The organism is Nocardioides sp. PD653-B2 (assembly GCF_002117935.1).
GTDB lineage: Bacteria > Actinomycetota > Actinomycetes > Propionibacteriales > Nocardioidaceae > Nocardioides.
In genome coordinates, this window is record NZ_BDJE01000041.1 from 84,387 (window position 1) to 103,107 (window position 18,721).

Sequence of the window (18,721 nt, forward strand, 5' to 3'; positions counted from 1 at the left end):
GGAGAGAAGGGAGAAACGGGCCGGAGGCTCGCACGAGGCGAGCGTCAGGCCGATCCAGGAGCCCGGGGGCGGAGCGGGTGGTGCGTGGGGTCTGTCGGCCGTCCCGAGACGGTGCGCGGCTCAGCGTCGTCGATGCGAGGCGCGGAGCCGACGAAACAGGCGGCGAGCACGGCGCCGCGGTCGCCGAGGCCGACCAGGGCGGCGACGAGAAGGGTGACGACGGCCAGGCTCAGCGTCGCCGGGCCGGCGGTGCCGAGCGTGGGCGTCAGCACGGCGAGGGCCGCGGCCGCGAGGCCTGCGAGCGCGGCCGCACCTCGCGATGTCGCGTCGTACCGCGCCCGGCCCATGGCCCCGGATCCTACGCCCGGGCGGCCAGGGGCGGGAGGGGTCGAACTCAGCCCGAGACGGCCGACGCGAGGTTGCCGAGCGAGTCCTGGAGGGCGGACTCGGAGACGAGCGGGAAGTGGATCTTCGCGAGCAGGTCCTGGTCGGTGACCTTGCTCCAGTCGTAGGTCAGCGTGACGGCGGTGCTGTCGGAGCCCTGGGCCTCGAGCTGCCAGACCCACTCCCATCCGGGCGGGTCGGTGTCGGCCGGCGCGGTCTGCCAGGCGAGCAGGTGGTTCTTGTCGTAGCCGGTGACGGTGTTGTCGGTCTGGTAGTCGCCACCCATGTGGTCACCGGTCATGTTCATCCGGAACACCTGCCCGGTGCCGGTGATCCGGTCGGTCTTCTCGTCGCTCACCACGAAGCCCGAGCCGTCGAGCTCGGGGTGCCGCTGCGGGTTGGACAGGACGTCGAAGAGGTCCTGGGACGAGGCGTCGATGGTGCGCTGGACGGTGATGCTGGTGTCGGTGCTCATACCCACCCGTGCCCGTGAGGCGGGACCTCAAACAGATCCGTGCCGGCGGGGGCTACCTGGGAGCCACCTCGGCCAGCACGGCCCGGTGGTCGCTGTCGGGGATGAGCGCGGTGCGCATCGAGATCGCCGCCAGCCGCGGTCCGACCAGGACGTGGTCGATCTGGACCAGGCTCGGCACCGGTACGCCGAGCACGGTCCGCGCGGTGCTCGACGGCCAGCTCGGCTGCCAGCCCTGGTTGGCGAGCTCGCCCACGTCGCGGTAGCCGAGGTCCGCCAGTGCCCGGATCGGGGGGTGGTCGACGGTCGCGTTGAAGTCACCGACGACCAGGTCGGGGTGCACCCGCTCAGCGGTCGCGACGACGGTGGCGAGGTCGTCGCGCCAGGCGCCCGGGACGGTCGGTGCGTAGGGGTGCACGGCCATCACGGTGAGCTCCCCCATCGTCACCACCCAGCCGTCGTGGAGCGTCGGGATCCGCTCCGCCCCTCCGAGCTCCTCTCGCGCGAAGACCATGGTCCCGTCGGCCGCGTCGTTCGGCTCGCCGGCCCGATAGGGGAAGAGGTCGCCCAGCCCGGCCCGGTCCATGTCCGCGAGCACCGCGGCGGTGACCTCCTCGAGCACGAGCAGGTCCACCTCCTCGTCGCTGGCGCGCTGCACGACCTCGACCCCGTCGGCGCCACCCTCGGACAGGTTCGCGCTCATCACCGTCAGCGTCGGAGCGTCGGCGGCCGGGGGCGGGTTCGAGCCGATCAGCTGCGGAGAGAACCACCAGCAGTGCACCGCCAACCCGACCGCGGCGAGCCCGGCCACGACGGTGGTCGTCGACCGCCTCCGGCGCTGCACCAGCAGCCGGACGGTCGCGACGAGCAGCGCCGCGCCGTACAACCCGATCCCCAGCGGCGTGAACGCCTCGAGCTGGATCCAGAAGCCACGGTCCGGCTCGACCACCCGGTCGACGGTCAGCGCGGCGGCCGGCACCAGCAGCACGGGGACAGCGAGCCAGAAGATGACCGCCCGCCCACGCACGGCCCGAAACTACCGCTCAGCGGAGCGACGGGGGCACGCAGGCGCTCGCGCGCACCGCGGCGTCCTCCCGGTGACGTCTCGGACGGCTCAGAGGAGGACGAGGTCGTCGCGGTGCACGACCTCGCGCTCGTAGGCCGCGCCGAGCTCGCGCTTGAGGTCCTGGGAGGACCGGCCGAAGAGGTTCGGGATCTCCTCCGCGTCGAAGTTGACCAGTCCCCGGGCCACGGGCGTGCCGTCGGGGCCGGCGAGGTCGACCGGGTCACCGGCGACGAACGTGCCGGTCACGCCGACGATGCCGGCGGCCAGCAGCGACGCCCGACGCTCGACGACCGCGCGGACGGCGCCCGGGTCGAGGACGAGGGTGCCCTTGGGCTCGGTCGCGTGGGCCAGCCACAGCAGCCGCGTCGGCCGTCGTCGCCCGGTGGAGTGGAAGAGGGTCCCCACCCGTTCGCCGGACAGCGCCGCGGCCGCCTGGGGCGCGGAGGTCAGCACGACGGGGATACCCGCGCCGGTGGCGATCCGGGCCGCGTCCACCTTGGTCTGCATGCCGCCGGTGCCGAGGCCGGCCGCGCCGACCTTGCCGATGCGGACGTCGGTCAGGTCGTCGACCGAGACGACGTCGGGCAGCAGCGAGCTGCCGGGGTCGGCCGGGTTGGCGTCGTACAGGCCGTCGACGTCGGAGAGCAGCACGAGCAGGTCGGCGTGCACGATGTGGGCTACCAGCGCGGCCAACCGGTCGTTGTCGCCGAACCGGATCTCGCTGGTCGCGACGGTGTCGTTCTCGTTGACGATCGGCAGCACGCCGAGCTCGAGCAGCTTCGCGAAGGTCTGGTAGGCGTTGCGGTAGTGCGAGCGCCGGGTGACGTCGTCGACGGTCAGCAGCACCTGACCGGCGATCACGCCGTGCCGTGCGAGCTCCTCGGTGTAGCGGTGCACCAGCAGCCCCTGCCCCACCGACGCGGCCGCCTGCTGCGCGGGCAGGTTCTTCGGGCGCCGCTTGAGGCCCAGGGGGGCCAGACCGGCCGCGATCGCGCCCGAGGAGACCAGCACGACCTCGACCCCGCGCTCACGCAGCTGCGCGAGCACGTCGACCAGGTCGCGCACGCGCGCCGGGTCGATCCCGCCCGCGGCGGACGTCAGGGAGGAGGAGCCGACCTTGACGACGACGCGCTTCGCCTCGGTCACCTCGGTGCGGACGGTCATTCCCCGGGATCGTCCTCTGACCAGTCCGGATCCTCGGCGCCGCCGATCTCGTACGACGAGGGGCCGTACGTCTCGGGCTTGTCGATCCGGCGGGCCACGTCGGCCCGAGTCTCGTTCTCGCCGCGCTCCGGCAGCGCCTCGTCGATCGCCCGACGGCGCTCGCGGGCCGGACGCTGCTCGTCGAAGCGTTGGTCCTCGCCACGGCGGCTGAGGATCTCCGCGCCGGCGTCGATCCCCGGCTTGAAGTCGAAGACGACGGCGTTGTCGGGGTGCCCGATGAGCACGGCATCGCCCTCCTCGGCACCGAGCTGGACCAGCTTGGTCTCGACGCCGAGCCGGTTGAGCCGGTCGGCGAGGAAGCCGACGGCCTCGTCGTTGCTGAAGTCGGTCTGGCGGATCCAGCGCTCCGGCTTGACGCCGCGCACCCGCCAGCCGTCGGCGGTGTGGGTGATCGTGAACTCGTCGGAGCCGTCGACCGACGGCGGGCGCAGCACGATCCGGGTGGCCTCGGCGGCGGGCTTCGCCGCGCGCGCCCCCTCGACGATCGCGGCCATCGCGAAGGTGAGCTCGCGCATGCCCTCGCCCGAGGCCGCGGAGACCTCGAAGACGTCCAGGCCTCGCTCGCGCAGCTCCTCGACGACGAAGCCCGAGATGTCGCGCCCGTCGGGCACGTCGATCTTGTTGAGGGCGACCAGGCGCGGCCGGTCCTCGAGCCCGCCGTACCGGGCCAGCTCGTTCTCGATCACGTCGAGGTCGTCGACCGGGTTGCGCCCGGGCTCGATGCTCGCGGCGTCGATGACGTGGACGAGGGCCGCGCAGCGCTCGATGTGGCGCAGGAAGTCGTGGCCGAGGCCGCGACCGTCACTGGCACCCTCGATCAGGCCGGGCACGTCGGCGACGGTGAACGTCGTGTCGCCGGCGGTCACCACGCCGAGGTTCGGCACCAGGGTCGTGAACGGGTAGTCGGCGATCTTGGGGCGGGCCCGGGAGATGGCGGCGATCACGCTGGACTTGCCGGCGCTGGGGAAGCCCACGAGGCCGACGTCGGCGACCACCTTGAGCTCGAGCACGATCTCGAGCTCGTCGCCGGGCTCTCCGAGCAGCGCGAAACCGGGGGCCTTGCGCTTGGACGACGCCAGCGCGGCGTTGCCGAGGCCGCCGCGGCCGCCCTGGGCCACCACGAGCTCGGTGCCGGCGCCGACCATGTCGGCGAGGACGTTGCCCTGCGGGTCGGTGACGAGCGTGCCGTCAGGCACCGGGAGGACGAGGTCGGCGCCGTGGCCGCCGTTCCTGTGGTCCCCGGCACCGTGGCCGCCGGACTCGGCGCTGCGCTTCGGGCTGTGGTGGTAGTCGATCAGCGTGGTGACGTCGGGGTCGACCCGCAGGATCACCGAGCCGCCGGGGCCGCCGTTGCCGCCGTCGGGGCCGCCGAGCGGCTTGAACTTCTCGCGGTGGACCGAGGCCACACCGTGCCCGCCGCGGCCGGCGCTGATGTGCAGCGCCACCCGGTCGACGAAGGTGGGTACAGCCATGGTCTCTCCTAGAAAAGATCGAAGGACGCCCCGAGATCAGGGACGCCCTTCGACGGTGAAGCGGGTGGGGGTGAGCGTCAGGTCACTCGCCCGGGACGATGTTCACGACGCGGCGACCGCGGCGCGTGCCGAACTCGACCGCACCGGGGATCAGCGCGAACAGGGTGTCGTCGCCGCCGCGGCCGACGCCGCTGCCCGGGTGGAAGTGGGTGCCACGCTGGCGCACGATGATCTCGCCCGCGTTGACGACCTGGCCGCCGTACCGCTTGACGCCGAGGCGCTGGGAGTTGGAGTCGCGACCGTTCTTGGTGGACGCGGCGCCCTTCTTGTGAGCCATGTGGTGATCCTTCGTGAGTGCCGGGGTTTCCTCGAGCCAGGGCTCAGAGGGAGATGTCGGTGACCTTGACCTGGGTGTACTTCTGACGGTGACCCTGGCGCTTCTTGTAGCCGGTCTTGTTCTTGTACTTCTGGATGACGATCTTGGGGCCCTTGGTGGCGCCGAGGATCTCGACGGTCACCGAGGCCTTGTCGAGCGTCTTGGCGTCGGAGGTGATCTTGTCGCCGTCGACCACGAGGACCACGGGGAGGCTCACCGACTCGCCGGCCGCCGTGGCGACCTTGTCGATCTCGATGACGTCGCCCACGGCAACCTTCTGCTGCTTGGCGCCTGCGCGCACGATCGCGTACACCGCGGTCTCCTTCATGATCTCTGGCTGTTGCGTCTTGACTGTGTGTCTGGGGTCTGGGGGCACACACGCTGAGACACCAGCTGGGGCACCGCACAGGAAGGGCACGCGTGAGCGCACCGAGGGTCAATACTACGGATCCGTTGCCCGTACGGCAAAAACGGCGCCGCTCCCCCGGGTTCAGCGCTTGCGGGCGCCCTTCTTCTTGATCGGCACGTGCTCGACCGGGTGGTCGTCCTCGTGCCCGTCGACGTCGGTCCCGGCGCCGCCGGCGCTCTCGGCGGGACCGCTCGCGGGCGGGCCTGCCGGGCGGCTCGCGCTGCGACCGCGGGTGCGGGTGACGACCTTGGGGGGCTCCGGGGCGGAGGCCGGCTCCGGGGCGGGCGCCGGCTCCGGAGCAGTTGCCGGCTCGGCCACCTCGACGACCGGCGCGACGACTGTCTCGGGCTGGCCCGCGGGGCGGCTGGCGCTGCGACGACGGGTCCGGGTCACGACCTTGGGGGCCGCGGGCTCGACGGGCGCAGCCGGCTCGAGGAGCTCGGGCACGGCCACCTCGACCACCACCGCGGGGGCCTCGTCGACCGCTGTCTCCACCGGCGCCTCGGCCACCTCGACGACCGCAGCGAGCTCGGGCTCGGGCTCGTGCGACTGCTCCCGTTCCGCGGCTTCGGCCGCCTGGCGGTCGGCCTTCTCCTGCCGGGCCATGGCCGCGACGTCCTTGGGGGTCGGCGCAGCGGGCTTCTGGCCGCCGTTGCCGCCGTTGCCACCGCGCGAGTCGTGGCTGTCGTGGCTGTCGTGGTCGTCCTGGTCCTGACCGCGGCCCTTGCCGCCGCGACCGCGACGTCCGCCGCCGCGCCGCGACTCGTCGTCGCCGCCCTTCGCCTCGACCGGGTGGTCGTGGATCACGACGCCGCGACCCTGGCAGGTCGCACAGTTCTCGCTGAAGGCCTCGACCAGGCCGGTCCCGATCCGCTTGCGCGTCATCTGGACCAGGCCGAGGGAGGTCACCTCGGCCACCTGGTGGCGGGTCCGGTCGCGACCCAGGCACTCGACGAGGCGGCGGAGCACCAGGTCACGGTTGGACTCGAGGACCATGTCGATGAAGTCGATGACGATGATGCCGCCGATGTCGCGCAGCCGCAGCTGGCGCACCATCTCCTCGGCCGCCTCGAGGTTGTTCTTGGTGACGGTCTCCTCGAGGTTGCCGCCGGAGCCGGTGAACTTGCCGGTGTTGACGTCGACGACGGTCATCGCCTCGGTGCGGTCGATGATCAGCGACCCACCGGAGGGCAGCCAGACCTTGCGGTCCAGGCCCTTGGCGATCTGCTCCTCGACGCGGTACGTCGCGAAGATGTCCTTGCCGTTGTGGTCGCGCGGCTCGTAGCGCTCGAGGCGCTCCGCGAGATCCGGTGCCACGTGGGAGACGTAGTTCTGGACGGTGTCCCAGGCGTCGTCGCCCTGGATCACCAGCTTGGAGATGTCCTCGGTGAAGAGGTCGCGGACGACCTTGAGGGTCAGGTCGGGCTCGCCGTACAGGAGCTGCGGCGCGCTGCCCTTGGCCTTGGACTCGATGTCCTCCCAGCGGGCCTTGAGCCGCTCCACGTCGCGGGTCAGCTCGTCCTCGCTCGCGCCTTCGGCCGCGGTCCGGACGATGACGCCGGCGGTGTCCGGGACGATCTCCTTGAGCAGGGTCTTGAGGCGGGTCCGCTCCGTGTCGGGCAGCTTGCGGGAGATGCCGCTCGTGGTGCCGTCGGGCACGTAGACGAGGAACCGGCCGGCCAGGCTGACCTGGCTGGTGAGCCGGGCGCCCTTGTGACCGATCGGGTCCTTGCTGACCTGGACGAGCACCGACTGGCCGGAGGACAGCACGGACTCGATCTTGCGGGGCTGGCCGTCGCGGTGGCCCAGGGCCGACCAGTTGACCTCGCCGGCGTAGAGGACCGCGTTGCGGCCCTTGCCGATGTCGATGAACGCCGCCTCCATGGAGGGCAGCACGTTCTGGACCCGGCCGAGGTAGACGTTGCCGATCAGCGACGTCTGCGAGGCGCGGGCGACGTAGTGCTCGACCAGGACCTTGTCCTCGATGACGCCGATCTGGGTGAGCTCGTCGCGCTGGCGGACGACCATCACCCGGTCGACGGACTCGCGGCGGGCCAGGAACTCCGCCTCGCTGACGATGGGGGCGCGGCGGCGACCTGCCTCGCGACCCTCGCGGCGGCGCTGCTTCTTCGCCTCGAGGCGGGTGGAGCCGGAGATCGCGGTGATCTCGTCCTCGGCGTTGCGGGGCCGGCGGACCCGGGTCGTGGTCGTGGTCGTGGCGTTGTCGTCGTCGCCCTCGCCCCCGTCGTCACCGGTCCGACGGCGCCGACGGCGACGCCGCGAGGTGCCCTCGCCGCCGCCGTCGTCGGAGGAGGTGTCGTCGTTCTTGCCGGAGTCGTCGCCCGCGGACTCGTCGCTGCTGTCGCTGTCGGTGCGGTCCTCGGACTGGCCGTCGCCGCCACCCTCGCCGGGCTTGCGACGACGTCGACCACCGCGGCGGCGGCGGCGCCGGGCGCCGCCCTCGCCGTCGGACTCGCCGCCGTCGGCGGAGTCGTCGGCGCCGTCAGCGCCGTCCGAGCCGTCGGAGACCTCCGACGTGTCGGCGGCCTGGTCGCGGTGGCGGTCGTCGTCCGCGGAGGACTTCGCAGACGCGGTCTTCTTGGCGGTGGACTTCCGCGGGGCCCGCGCGGGGCGCTCGGCGGGCGTCTCGCCGCCCTCGGCGCTCGGAGCAGCGTCGGCGCTCGGAGCAGCGTCGGCGCTCGCTGCCGTCTTGCGCGTCCGGCGGGCCGGGGTCTTGGTGGCCTCGGGTGCCTGGAACAGCGGGAGCGTGCCGGTGCCGGAGTCGCTCTCCCGGGCCTCGGCGGCGGGCTCGGCCGACGCCGCGGCGGCCTTCTTGCTGGTGGTCTTCTTCGCCGTGGCCGTCTTCGCGGCGGCCTTCTTGGCCGGCGCCTTCTTGGCGGTGGTCTTCTTCGCGGGAGCCGCGTCGACCTCCGCCTGGGGAGCGGCCGGAGGCGCCTCGCCCTCGCTCGGCGCGGCGGCCTTCTTGGCCGGCGCCTTCTTGGCGGCGGTCTTCTTGGTGGTGGTCTTCTTCGCCGTCGCCTTCTTGGCGGCAGCCTTCTTGGCGGCGGGAGCCGCTTCCGAGGCTGCTGCGGCGGAATCTGACCCGACCTGGATGTCGTCGGACATGGTGTGTGCTCCTCGGCCCGGACGCTTCGCGCCGGACTGGTTGGACGCTGTCCACCCGCAAACTCAGGATCGACAGCGCAAAGCCTTCAGTGGCGGCGACACCCTCCGCGGAGCGTCACTGCGTGCGCGTTCGTGTCACCTACCGCGGTCGCAGGGCCGAGTCCTGTGGGACTCATGAGCGGGTCGCTGTCACCGACCTGCCGGGCCGCGTCGCGGTCTGGCGACGAACGTGCCAACAGCGTGCCGGGCCCGGATGGGACCGGCGAGAACGTCGTCGGGTCGTCCCGGACTGGGGTCCGGACCAACCACGGCGAGTATCGCACACCACTGGCTCCGATCGGTCACCGCGAGACACGAAGCGGGTCGCCGATCTCTCCGGTCGCGACGTCGAGGGGCCCCTGGGCGAGGCGGGTGAGCAGCGGCGCGGTCCCCGTGTCGAGGCCCGCGACGGCCCCGAGACCGGCCAGCACGTCGTCGGGACGGACGGCAGGTACGCCGTGGCGCAGCACCAGGTCGAGTCGGGTGCCGTCACCCTGGACCGTCGCGTGGGGGGTGGCTGCCAGTGCGATGACAGCCGCGCGGCAGTCGAAGTCGCGCAGCCCCTTCTTGGTCATCCGCTGCACCGGCACGGCGTCGGTGCCCAGGAACGTCGCCACGGCGGCCGCGGCCTCGATGGGCTGGGCGGTGATGTCGACGACCCAGTGGCTGGCCTCGAGCTGGTCGGCCAGCGACCCACCCTGCGACTCGACGACCTCGACCACGTCGAGACCCTCGGGGAGCGCCTCGTCGAGGGCCTGGTGGACCGCGGCCGGGTCGACGACCTCGGCCAGCCCGATCTCGAAGTACTCCGCCTCGCTCGCTGACCCGGTCGGTGCGGCCCCGGCGTACGAGATCCGCGGGTGCGGGTTGAAGCCGGACGAGTAGGCCATGGGGACCCGGGCCCGGAAGATCGCCCGCTCGAGCGCCCGGCTGAAGTCACGGTGGCTCGTGAACCGGAGCCGACCGCGCTTGGCGTAGCGGATCCGCAGCCGCTGGACGGGTGGGGCTTGCTGCTCGGGCTGGTCTCGCACCGGTCAAGGTTACGGGGACAGTGCGGACTTCATCGCAATCGACGGGTAGACCGTGCTCACCCGGTGACCGTCGAGCCAGCCGGTCAACCGCGCGGCCTCGGCGGCCAGCGCCGCGCGCGCCTCGGATCCGACGTCCTCGAGCACGTGCAGCACCACGACCCCGTCCGGGTCCTGCACCCAGCAGCCGACGGCCCGGCCGTCCCACCAGGCGGTGGTGCCGGCGTTGCCGTTGGTGTCGAACAGCATCGGGCCGTGCGGGCCGAGGTAGAAGTCGCGCTCCTTCCAACCCATCACCGTCGGGTCGAGGACGGGCAGCAGCGCCGCCCACGGCGCGACCTCCGGCTCGGACTCCTCGACCAGCGGGTCGTCGGGCAGCAGCCAGCCGGTCGCTCCTCCCCCGAGCCCGACCTCCACGGCCCCGACGTCGGCGAGCGCCGCCCGGACGGCGGTCTTGGTCGAGCCGAGCCACCACGCCAGGTCGCCCTCGGTGCCGGGACCGAACGTCGCCAGCCAGCGCCGGGCCAGCTCGGCGTACCCCTCGCGCTCCTTGGTGGGCTCGGGCGCCTCGCCCAGCCAGGACGACATGAGGGTCCACTGCGGCCGCGAGGTCCGCCAGTGGCCGGCGTTGCGGCCGCGGACGATCTTGGCCTCCACCCCGAGCTGGGTGAGCACCCGCGGTGCGATCGGCACGTTGGCGCCGTAGGACTTGCCGGGCGACGTCTCGATCCGGCCGGCGAGCGCGGGCACCTCCTCCCGGAGCTGCTGGGCGGATCGTTCGACCCCACCGGCCAGGTGGGCGAGGGTGGCCCGCTCCGCGGCGTCGACCCACGCGGCGCCGTCGTCGCTGAGCCCGCCGAGCTCGACGTCCTTGGCCAGCCGGACCCGGTGGGCGGCGGCCACGCGGGCCGAGGCGCTCCCCCAGGCGGCCGGCAGCAGGTCGCGCGGGAAGACGAACAGGGTGCGCCGCATCGCGAGCTGCTTGACCAGGCTGCGCTCGTCGTAGAGCGCCCGGTCGACGTCGGCGACCGTCACGGCGTCGACGCGGGCGAACACCGAGAGGTAGACCGACGGGGCCTCGGTGGCGTGCAGCACGGTCATCGCCCGGGTGGCCTCGACCGCATCGGCGACGCGGTGGGCCGGCGCCAGGGCGTGCCGCCGGCCCAACCGGTGACGCCTCTCGACGACGGTGATCTGCCGCACGTCGTCCATTCTGTCGGATGACGGAGCCTGCCGGAGACCGCCGCCGGAGGTCCTGAGAGCATCGGACGAGTGAGTACACCTGCCCGTCGTGCGTCGGTCCTCGTCCTGGTCGGGCTGGTTCTGCTTTCGTTCAACCTCCGACCGGCCGCGGTCAGCATCGGGCCGGTCCTCGCGGAGGTCCGCGAGTCCCTCGGCATGTCGGCCGCGACGGTCGGCCTGCTCACGTCGCTGCCGGTCATCGCGTTCGCGGTCTTCGGCGCCCTCGCACCGGCCGCCGCCGGCCGGATCGGCATCCACCGGGTGACCGCGCTGGCGAGCCTGGCGGCGTTCGTCGGGCTCCTCGGCCGGGCGTTCACCCACAGCGAGGCGCTCTTCCTCCTGCTCTCGCTGCTGGCGCTGGTCGGCACGGCGATGGCCAACGTGCTGCTGCCGTCGCTGGTGAAGCTTCACTTCCCCGACCGGATCGGGCGGGTCACCGCGATCTACACGACCGCGCTCTCGATCGGGCTGACCGCGGCGCTCGTCTTCACGGTCCCGATCTCCGACGCGCTCGGCGGCTGGCGCTACGGCCTGGGCGCGTGGGCCGGGCTGGCGGTCCTGGCCGCGATCCCCTGGGTCCCGCTGTCGACCAAGGACCGGCACCTCGAGCGCACGCCGCGGTCGATCACCTTCCGCGACGTGGCCCGGACCCGGGTGGGCGTGGTGATGGCGCTCTTCTTCGGTCTCCAGTCGCTCCAGGCGTACGCCGTCTTCGGCTGGTTCGCCCAGCTGTGGCGCGACAGCGGCTACTCGGCGACGGTCGCCGGGGTGCTGGCCGGCCTGCTCGCCGGGACGGCGATCCCCCTGTCCCTGTGGCTGCCGAACGTGCTGGCCCGCAGCGCCGACCCGCGCTGGGTGCTCTTCGGGGTCATCTCCTGCTACCCGGTCGGCTACGTCGGGCTGATGATCGCGCCGCACGCCCTCGCCCCGGTGTGGGCGCTCGTCGTCGGCGTCGCGACCGTCACCTTCCCGCTGATCCTCACGCTGATCGGTCTGCGCGCCCGCACACCCGAGGGGACCGCGGCGCTGTCGGCGTTCACCCAGTCGACCGGCTACCTGATCGCCGCGGCCGGCCCCTTCGCGGTCGGCGTGCTGCACTCCGCGACCGGTGGCTGGACGGTGCCGCTGATCCTGCTCCTCGCGTTCGCGCTGCCGCTCTACCCGCTCGCGGCCTACGTCTCCCGGGTGCGCTACGTCGAGGACCAGATGGGCGAGTCGGCTACCCCTGAGCCTGCACCGCGTTCCACGCGGACGTGAGGCTGCCGGCGTCCGGGCGGTCCGCCGCGGTGTCGTCCCCCCGATCGGGTGAGCGTGACGACCAGCTGAGTACCCGTGCTCATCCGCTCCGGCGCGGGCTGCCGCCATCGTGAGCGGCATGACGTCGGCCTCCCACACCACCCGCTTCTCGGACCCCTTCGTCTGCCCGGACTGCTCCGCCCGGCTGCCTCTCCAGGTGGTGACCTGCCCGAGCTGCGGCCTGGTGCTGCGCGGGCCGCTGGCGAGCCAGCTCCTGCAGACGCTGCGCACCGCGGACGACCTCCTCGTCCGGCTGCGGGCGGAGTCGGCCGGACCCCCGACCGTCGCCGCGATGCCGGCGTACCCCGTCTCCCGACCGCTCCCCCGGCAGGTCGGCCCCCGCGGACTGTCCGCGCCGTCGGTGCCGAAGATCCTCCTCGGCCTCGGCGCACTGTGCCTGCTCGTCGCCGCGGTGATCTTCCTGGCCGTCGCGTGGTCGTGGCTCGGCGTCGGTGGGCGTACGGCGGTCCTCGTGGCGCTCACCCTGGTCAGCGGCGGCCTGGGTGTCTGGCTCGGCCGGCGCGAGCTGACGGTCGCGGCAGAGGCACTGACCACGGTCGGGCTCGGCCTGCTGGCGCTCGACGTGCTCGGGGCCGACAACGCCGGCTGGCTCGGCGACCTCGACAGCGCCGGCGTCACCTGCGCGGTCGGTGCGACCGTCCTCGTCGCGGCGCTCGCCCTGGCGATGACCACCCGGCTCGGCGCACCGCAGGTGCTGGCCGTGCTCGCGCTCAGCGTGGTCGGCTTCGGCGCGGCGGACGCCACCGGACGGGTGACGACGACGGTCGTGATCGTGGTGCTCGGGCACGCCGCGCTGGTCGAGGCCGGTCGGCGCCGCGCGCTCGTCCTCCTGCCGGTCCTCGCCGCAGTCGGCACGGGTTGGTGGTGGCTGGCGCTCGTGGTCATCGCGCTGGGCGACGCGACGAGCAACCCGACCCTGCACGGTCTCTGGGGCGACGGCGACGGCGTGGGCCTGCTGGTCGCGTCGCTGCTCCTGCTCCTCCCGGTGCCCTTCCTGCGCACCCAGCAGGTCCCGACCCGGGTGCTCGCGGCGGCGTCCGCCGCGATGCTGACGGTGACCGCCGGCCTGCCGGCCGTGGACGAGAGCGCGACCGTGCTGGGCACCGTCGCCCTGGTCGCCCTGGTCGCCTGGACGCTGGTCTCCGTGGTGACCCCGGGGAGCTGGCGCCCGGTGCCGCGGCTCCCCATGCTGCTCGCCGCGCTGCCCGTCGGCGTCGTCAGCGCAGGGCTGGCGGCCCAGGCCGCCGTCAACGCCATCGGCGACCAGGCCCCCTTCACCCAGGCCGCCGGGGTACGCCTGCACGACCTCGACACCCTCGCCTCGCCGGCGCTCCTGGCGCTCGGCACCGCCGGTCTGCTCCTGGCGGCCGTCTCGCTGGTCCCGCGGCCGGCCGGGGTGCGGCCGCAGGTGCCCGTCGGGGTGCTGCTGATGGCCGCGACCGGCACCCTCGCCCTGTTCCCCGTCCCGGCGTGGACCGTCGTCGCGGCCCTGCTGCTGCTCGGGGCCGGTCTGCTCGCCGACGCGTGGCGGCAGGACGACACCTTCGGCCACGGCCAGGCTCTGGTGGGCCTCGGCGTCGCCGGGCTCGCCGTGCCCGTGGCGCTGCCGAGCGACGTGCTGACGGCCGCGGTGGCCGCGGGGCTGGCGGCGATGGCAGCCGTCCTGGCCCTGCGTGGCAGCACCGACGAGCTGCGGGTCGCCGGCGCTGTGGTGCTCCCACCGGCGCTCGCCGGACTGCTCTGGTCGATGGCGTCGGTGGCCGACGTCGACCAGGTCCAGCGCGGCGTCCCCGTGCTGTTGGTTGTCGGGCTGCTGGCGATCGCGCTGCCGCGGATCGAGATCGAGCTGGCGGCCGCCCTCGCCGCCCTCGTCGCCTCCGTGGGTGCGGTCGGCGCGGCCGACGACCCGTCGGTCGCGCTCGCCGTCCACCTGACCGTCGCCGGTGTCCTGGTGTGCGCGAGCGCGTTGGTCCACCCCGACCGGCGGATGCTCGGGTGGGCCGGCGGGCTGCTGCTCGCGGCCGCGACCTGGGTGCGGCTCGCGGACATCGGGGTCACCGCCCCGGAGCCCTACACGATGCCGAGCGCGGTCGCGCTGCTCCTCGTCGGGCTCGACCGACTGCGTCGCGACCCGGACGCGTCGAGCGTGGCGGCGCTCCTGCCGGGTCTGCTGCTGGCGACGGTGCCGTCCCTGCTGTGGGTGCTCGCCGACCCGCTCACGGTGCGGGCCGCGCTGCTCGGGGCGGGCTGCCTGCTGCTGATCCTCGCCGGCACGACGCTGCGCTGGAACGCCCCGCTCCTGGTCGGTGCCGCGGTCGGCGCCGCGGTGGTGCTCCGCGAGCTGGCGCCGTACGCCGCCCAGACCCCGCAGTGGGTGCTGATCGGCGTCGCCGGCACGCTGCTCACCGTCGTCGGCATCACCTGGGAGCGCCGGCTGCGCGACCTACGCGCAGCGTCGGCGTACGTCGGCCGCCTCCGCTAGGCGTCCCTGACCGGGTGGGTCGTCAGACGACGGCGAGCGGGAGCAGCTGCCGACCGGTGGGGCCGATCTGGATCTCGGTGTTCATCTCCGGGCACACGCCGCAGTCGTAGCAGGGCGTCCAGCGGCAGTCCTCGACCTCGACGTCGGTGTCGGGGTTGATCGCGTCCTCCCAGTCGGCCCAGAGCCAGTCCTTGTCGAGACCGGAGTCGAGGTGGTCCCAGGGCAGGACCTCGTCGTACTCCCGCTCGCGCGTCGTGAACCAGTCGAGGTCGACGTCGGTGTCGGCGAAGGCGGCCTCGGCCGCCTCGATCCACCGGTCGTAGGAGAAGTGCTCGCTCCAGCCGTCGAAGCGGCCGCCGTCGCGCCACACCTGCTCGATGACCGCGCCGACGCGACGGTCGCCGCGGGAGAGCAGTCCCTCGATGATGCCGGGCTTGCCGTCGTGGTAGCGGAAGCCGATCGCGCGGCCGAACTTCTTGTCCTCGCGGACCGTGTCGCGCAGCTGCTTGAGCCGGCTGTCGGTCGTCTCGACGTCGAGCTGCGAGGCCCACTGGAACGGCGTGTGCGGCTTGGGCACGAAGCCGCCGATCGAGACGGTGCAGCGGATGTCGTTGCGCCCGGAGACCTCGCGCCCCTTGGCGATCACCTTGCGCGCCAGGTCGGCGATCTGGAGGACGTCCTCGTCGGTCTCGGTGGGGAGGCCGACCATGAAGTAGAGCTTCACCTGGCGCCAACCGTGGGAGTACGCCGCCGCGACCGTGCGGATCAGGTCCTCCTCGGTGACCATCTTGTTGATCACCTTGCGCATCCGCTCGGAGCCGCCCTCGGGCGCGAAGGTCAGGCCGGAGCGCCGGCCGTTGCGGGAGAACTCGTTGGCGAGCGAGATGTTGAACGCGTCGACGCGGGTGCTCGGCAGGCTCAGGGACACGTTCGTGCCCTCGTAGCGGTCGGCGAGGCCCTTGGCGAGGTCGCCGATCTCGGTGTGGTCGGCGCTCGAGAGCGACAGCAGGCCGACCTCCTCGAAGCCCGACTTGCGGATGCCGTTCTCGACCATGTCGCCGATGGTCTCGATGGAGCGCTCGCGCACCGGGCGGGTGATCATGCCGGCCTGGCAGAAGCGGCAGCCGCGCGTGCAGCCGCGGAAGATCTCGACGGAGAACCGCTCGTGCACGGTCTCGGCCAGCGGCACCAGCGGCTTGGCGGGGTACGGCCAGGCGTCGAGGTCCATCAGCGTGTGCTTGCGGACCCGGAACGGGATGCCGGGGCGGTTGGGGACGACGGCCTCGATGGTCGCGTCGGCGGCGTACACGACGTCGTAGAAGCGCGGCACGTAGATGTTGCCGCTGACGGCCAGCCGCCGGAGGACCTCGTCGCGCCCGCCCGGGCGGCCCTCGGACTTCCAGTCGCGGATCACCTCGGAGATCGCGAGCACGACCTCCTCGCCGTCGCCCAGCACGGCCGCGTCGAGGAAGTCGGCGACCGGCTCCGGGTTGAACGCCGCGTGCCCGCCGGCGAGCACGATCGGGTCGTCGTCGGTGCGGTCCTTGCTGTGCAGCGGGATGCCGGCGAGGTCGAGGGCGTTGAGCATGTTGGTGTAGCCGAGCTCGGTGGAGAAGCTGAGCCCGAAGACGTCGAAGGCGCGGACCGGGCGGTGGGCGTCGACGGTGAACTGCGGGATCGAGTCCTCCCGCATCACCTGCTCCATGTCGGGCCACACGGCGTACGTGCGCTCGGCGACGATCCAGTCGCGCTCGTTGAGCACCTCGTAGAGGATCTGGACGCCCTGGTTGGGCAGGCCGACCTCGTAGGCGTCGGGGTACATCAGCGCCCAGCGGACGGTCTCGCCGTCGGGGGCGCAGTCCCAGTCCTTGACGGTGGAGTTGAGCTCACCGCCGACGTACTGGATCGGCTTCGACACCGACGGGAGCCGGGGCTCGAGACGCGGGAAGACGCTCGCGGGCGCGGACATGGAACAACCTCGCAAAGAATGCGTTGACGATCGGGGAAGCCCCCAGCGTACGTCGTGCCCGCCTCTCGGTGCGAACCGTCAGTCGGGTCCGGGAGCGAGCTCCTCGAGTGCCTTGCGGGCCACGACCAGCTCCTGCTGCGCGAGGTCGATGAGGTCCTCCAGGCCCGCCACGCCGTAGCGGTTGGCGACGGCGTGGACGGCCTCGGCGATGTCCGGCTCGATGGTGTGGTCGCTCATCGGTCCATCCAAACAGATCCGGCTGGGTCTACGAGCCAGCCTCCGCGCGCGCCGCGACACTCGCCGAGGTGGCGCGCAGCTCGACCGGCGGGAGCAGCAGGAGGATCAGGAACGCGAGCACGCCGACGCCGGCGGCGAGCACGAAGACGAGGTCCATCGACTCCGCGAACCCGACCTTGAACGGGTGCGCGAACACCGGGTCGAGGGTGTCGATGAACGACGAGTCGTCCTGGACCTTCGCGACCACGGACGGGTCCAGGCCTCCCCCGGCGGCGACCGCCTGCTGCCACTGCGGCGTCTGCGCCTCGGCCTGGATCTCGTCCTGGATGTTGCCGCCGACGGTGCTGAAGAGCACCGACAGGAAGATCGCGACCCCGAGCGTGCCGCCGATCTGGCGGAAGAACGTGGCCGAGCTGGTCGCGACCCCGATCTCGGTGGGCGGCACCGCGCTCTGCACGATCAGCAGCAGCGGCTGCATGCAGTTGCCGAGCCCGAGGCCCAGCACGAGCATCGACAGGCTGACCCAGGTCATCCGGGTGTCGGCGCCGCAGAGGGAGAGCAGCAGGAGGCCGACGACGATCAGCGCGGAGCCGGCGATCGGGAACATCCGGATGTGGCCGGTCCTCGAGATCACCTGGCCGGACCCGATCGAGCCGACCATCATCCCGGCGACCATCGGCAGCATCAGCAGGCCGGCCTCGGTCGGGGACGCGCCGTGCACGATCTGCATGTAGAGCGGCAGCAGCATGATGCCGCCGAACATCGCCATGCCGACGATGACGCTCGCCGAGATCGTCACCGCGGCCGCGCGGATCCGGAAGAGCCGCAGCGGGATCAGCGCCGCGTCGCCCATCATCTGCTCGGCGAGGTAGAAGGCGACCAGGCCGAGACCACCGACGACGTACGCCGTGACCGAGCGCGGCGAGTCCCAGCCCCACTCGCGGCCCTGCTCGGCGACGGTCAGCAGCGGCACCAGCGCGACGACCAGGGCTACGGCACCCCACCAGTCGATCCGCACCTGACGTCGTACGTGGTGGATGTGGAGGGTGCGGATGACCACGACCAGCGCAGCGATGCCGATCGGCACGTTGACCAGGAAGACCCAGCGCCAGCCGGCGATGCCGAGGATCGTCGCCTGCCCGGCGAAGAAGCCGCCGATCAGCGGGCCGAGCACGCTCGAGGTGCCGAACATGGCCATGAAGTAGCCGGTGTAGCGGGCCCGCTCGCGCGGGGACACGATGTCGCCGATGATCGCGAGCACCAACGTGAAGAGGCCGCCGGCACCGAGCCCCTGGAAGGCGCGGAACGCCGCGAGCTGGTACATCGACGTCGCGAACGTGCACAGCACCGAGCCGAGGACGAACACCGTGATCGCGAACATGAAGAGCTTCTTGCGCCCGTACAGGTCGCCGAGCTTGCCGTAGATCGGCGTGGTGATCGTCGCGGTGATGAGGTAGGCCGTGGTGACCCATGCCTGCACCGACAACCCATTGAGGTCGTCGGCGATGGTCCGGATCGACGTGCTCACGATCGTCTGGTCGAGGGCACCGAGGAACATGCCGAGCATCAGCCCGGAGAGGATCGTCAGGACCTGCCGGTGTGAGTACGCACCGGAGTGGTCCGGGCCCGTCGTCGGCGTGGCCACCGTGTCGTCAGTCATCGGGGAAAGCGTAGGACCTCTCCGGTTGGGTCCGGCGGTGGAGGACGGCACGCAGCGCCTGTCCGAACCCGCGGCCCACCGGTGGTTGAGGAAGGACGAAGTCCGGTCTCGAAACCACCGGCCCACCGATGGTTGAGGAAGGCGCCCTGGCGCCTGTCTCGAAACCCCCGCCCACCGGTGGTTGAGGAAGGCGCCCTGGCCCACCGGTGGTTGAGGAA

The 18,721-nt window shown here is 72.6% G+C and carries 15 protein-coding genes; 2 read left to right on the top strand and 13 right to left on the bottom strand.

Annotated features, from left to right (window positions below; translation table 11 throughout):
* Positions 1-44 precede the first annotated feature (44 nt).
* The 10 genes from PD653B2_RS17930 to PD653B2_RS17975 all read right to left on the bottom strand — a co-directional run bounded on the left by PD653B2_RS17930 (position 45) and on the right by PD653B2_RS17975 (position 10,799).
* Complete coding sequence (locus PD653B2_RS17930; protein ID WP_085873760.1) at positions 45-347, bottom strand: hypothetical protein; 303 nt, start codon at positions 345-347, stop codon at positions 45-47.
* A 47-nt stretch (positions 348-394) separates the two neighbouring features.
* Positions 395-859, bottom strand: a complete 465-nt coding sequence (locus tag PD653B2_RS17935; protein WP_085873761.1) for an SRPBCC family protein — start codon at positions 857-859, stop codon at positions 395-397.
* 52 nt (positions 860-911) lie between these two features.
* A complete protein-coding gene (locus PD653B2_RS17940) occupies positions 912-1,883 on the bottom strand; it encodes an endonuclease/exonuclease/phosphatase family protein (RefSeq protein WP_085873762.1) in 972 nt (323 codons plus the stop codon).
* Positions 1,884-1,970: 87 nt separating this feature from the next.
* Positions 1,971-3,086, bottom strand: a complete 1,116-nt coding sequence (gene proB, locus PD653B2_RS17945) for a glutamate 5-kinase (protein ID WP_085873763.1) — start codon at positions 3,084-3,086, stop codon at positions 1,971-1,973.
* Complete coding sequence (gene obgE, locus PD653B2_RS17950; protein WP_085873764.1) at positions 3,083-4,618, bottom strand: GTPase ObgE; 1,536 nt, start codon at positions 4,616-4,618, stop codon at positions 3,083-3,085. Before obgE ends, proB begins: the two co-directional genes overlap by 4 nt.
* Before the next feature lie 82 nt (positions 4,619-4,700).
* Positions 4,701-4,955, bottom strand: coding sequence for a 50S ribosomal protein L27 (rpmA, locus tag PD653B2_RS17955; protein ID WP_085873765.1), 255 nt, complete (start codon positions 4,953-4,955; stop codon positions 4,701-4,703).
* A 43-nt stretch (positions 4,956-4,998) separates the two neighbouring features.
* Positions 4,999-5,307 carry a 50S ribosomal protein L21 gene (rplU, locus tag PD653B2_RS17960; protein ID WP_085873778.1) on the bottom strand — a complete coding sequence of 103 codons (309 nt, stop codon included), beginning with the start codon at positions 5,305-5,307 and terminating at the stop codon, positions 4,999-5,001.
* A 177-nt stretch (positions 5,308-5,484) separates the two neighbouring features.
* Complete coding sequence (locus PD653B2_RS17965; protein WP_085873766.1) at positions 5,485-8,529, bottom strand: Rne/Rng family ribonuclease; 3,045 nt, start codon at positions 8,527-8,529, stop codon at positions 5,485-5,487.
* Between the two features lie 341 nt (positions 8,530-8,870).
* Entirely contained in the window at positions 8,871-9,599 is a 729-nt protein-coding gene (locus PD653B2_RS17970; RefSeq protein ID WP_085873767.1) for a TIGR03936 family radical SAM-associated protein, read from the bottom strand.
* A 9-nt stretch (positions 9,600-9,608) separates the two neighbouring features.
* Positions 9,609-10,799, bottom strand: coding sequence for a winged helix DNA-binding domain-containing protein (locus PD653B2_RS17975; protein ID WP_089504015.1), 1,191 nt, complete (start codon positions 10,797-10,799; stop codon positions 9,609-9,611).
* A 69-nt stretch (positions 10,800-10,868) separates the two neighbouring features.
* Here PD653B2_RS17975 and PD653B2_RS17980 point away from each other — a divergent pair, with 69 nt between their 5' ends.
* Positions 10,869-12,095, top strand: a complete 1,227-nt coding sequence (locus tag PD653B2_RS17980) for an MFS transporter (RefSeq protein ID WP_242665336.1) — start codon at positions 10,869-10,871, stop codon at positions 12,093-12,095.
* Between the two features lie 118 nt (positions 12,096-12,213).
* On the top strand, positions 12,214-14,637 hold the full coding sequence (locus tag PD653B2_RS17985) for an SCO7613 C-terminal domain-containing membrane protein (protein ID WP_085873770.1): 2,424 nt from the start codon (positions 12,214-12,216) through the stop codon (positions 14,635-14,637).
* Positions 14,638-14,659: 22 nt separating this feature from the next.
* Here the strand turns inward: PD653B2_RS17985 and PD653B2_RS17990 are convergent, their stop codons facing one another.
* The 3 genes from PD653B2_RS17990 to PD653B2_RS17995 all read right to left on the bottom strand — a co-directional run bounded on the left by PD653B2_RS17990 (position 14,660) and on the right by PD653B2_RS17995 (position 18,503).
* The gene (locus PD653B2_RS17990; RefSeq protein WP_085873771.1) at positions 14,660-16,606 is read right to left on the bottom strand and encodes a TIGR03960 family B12-binding radical SAM protein; all 1,947 of its coding nucleotides are present in this window, start codon (positions 16,604-16,606) and stop codon (positions 14,660-14,662) included.
* A 78-nt stretch (positions 16,607-16,684) separates the two neighbouring features.
* Positions 16,685-16,843 carry a hypothetical protein gene (locus PD653B2_RS25125; RefSeq protein WP_165763530.1) on the bottom strand — a complete coding sequence of 53 codons (159 nt, stop codon included), beginning with the start codon at positions 16,841-16,843 and terminating at the stop codon, positions 16,685-16,687.
* A gap of 28 nt (positions 16,844-16,871) precedes the next feature.
* Positions 16,872-18,503 (bottom strand): MDR family MFS transporter, encoded by a 1,632-nt coding sequence (locus tag PD653B2_RS17995; RefSeq protein ID WP_085873772.1) that lies wholly within the window; start codon positions 18,501-18,503, stop codon positions 16,872-16,874.
* Positions 18,504-18,721 lie beyond the last annotated feature (218 nt).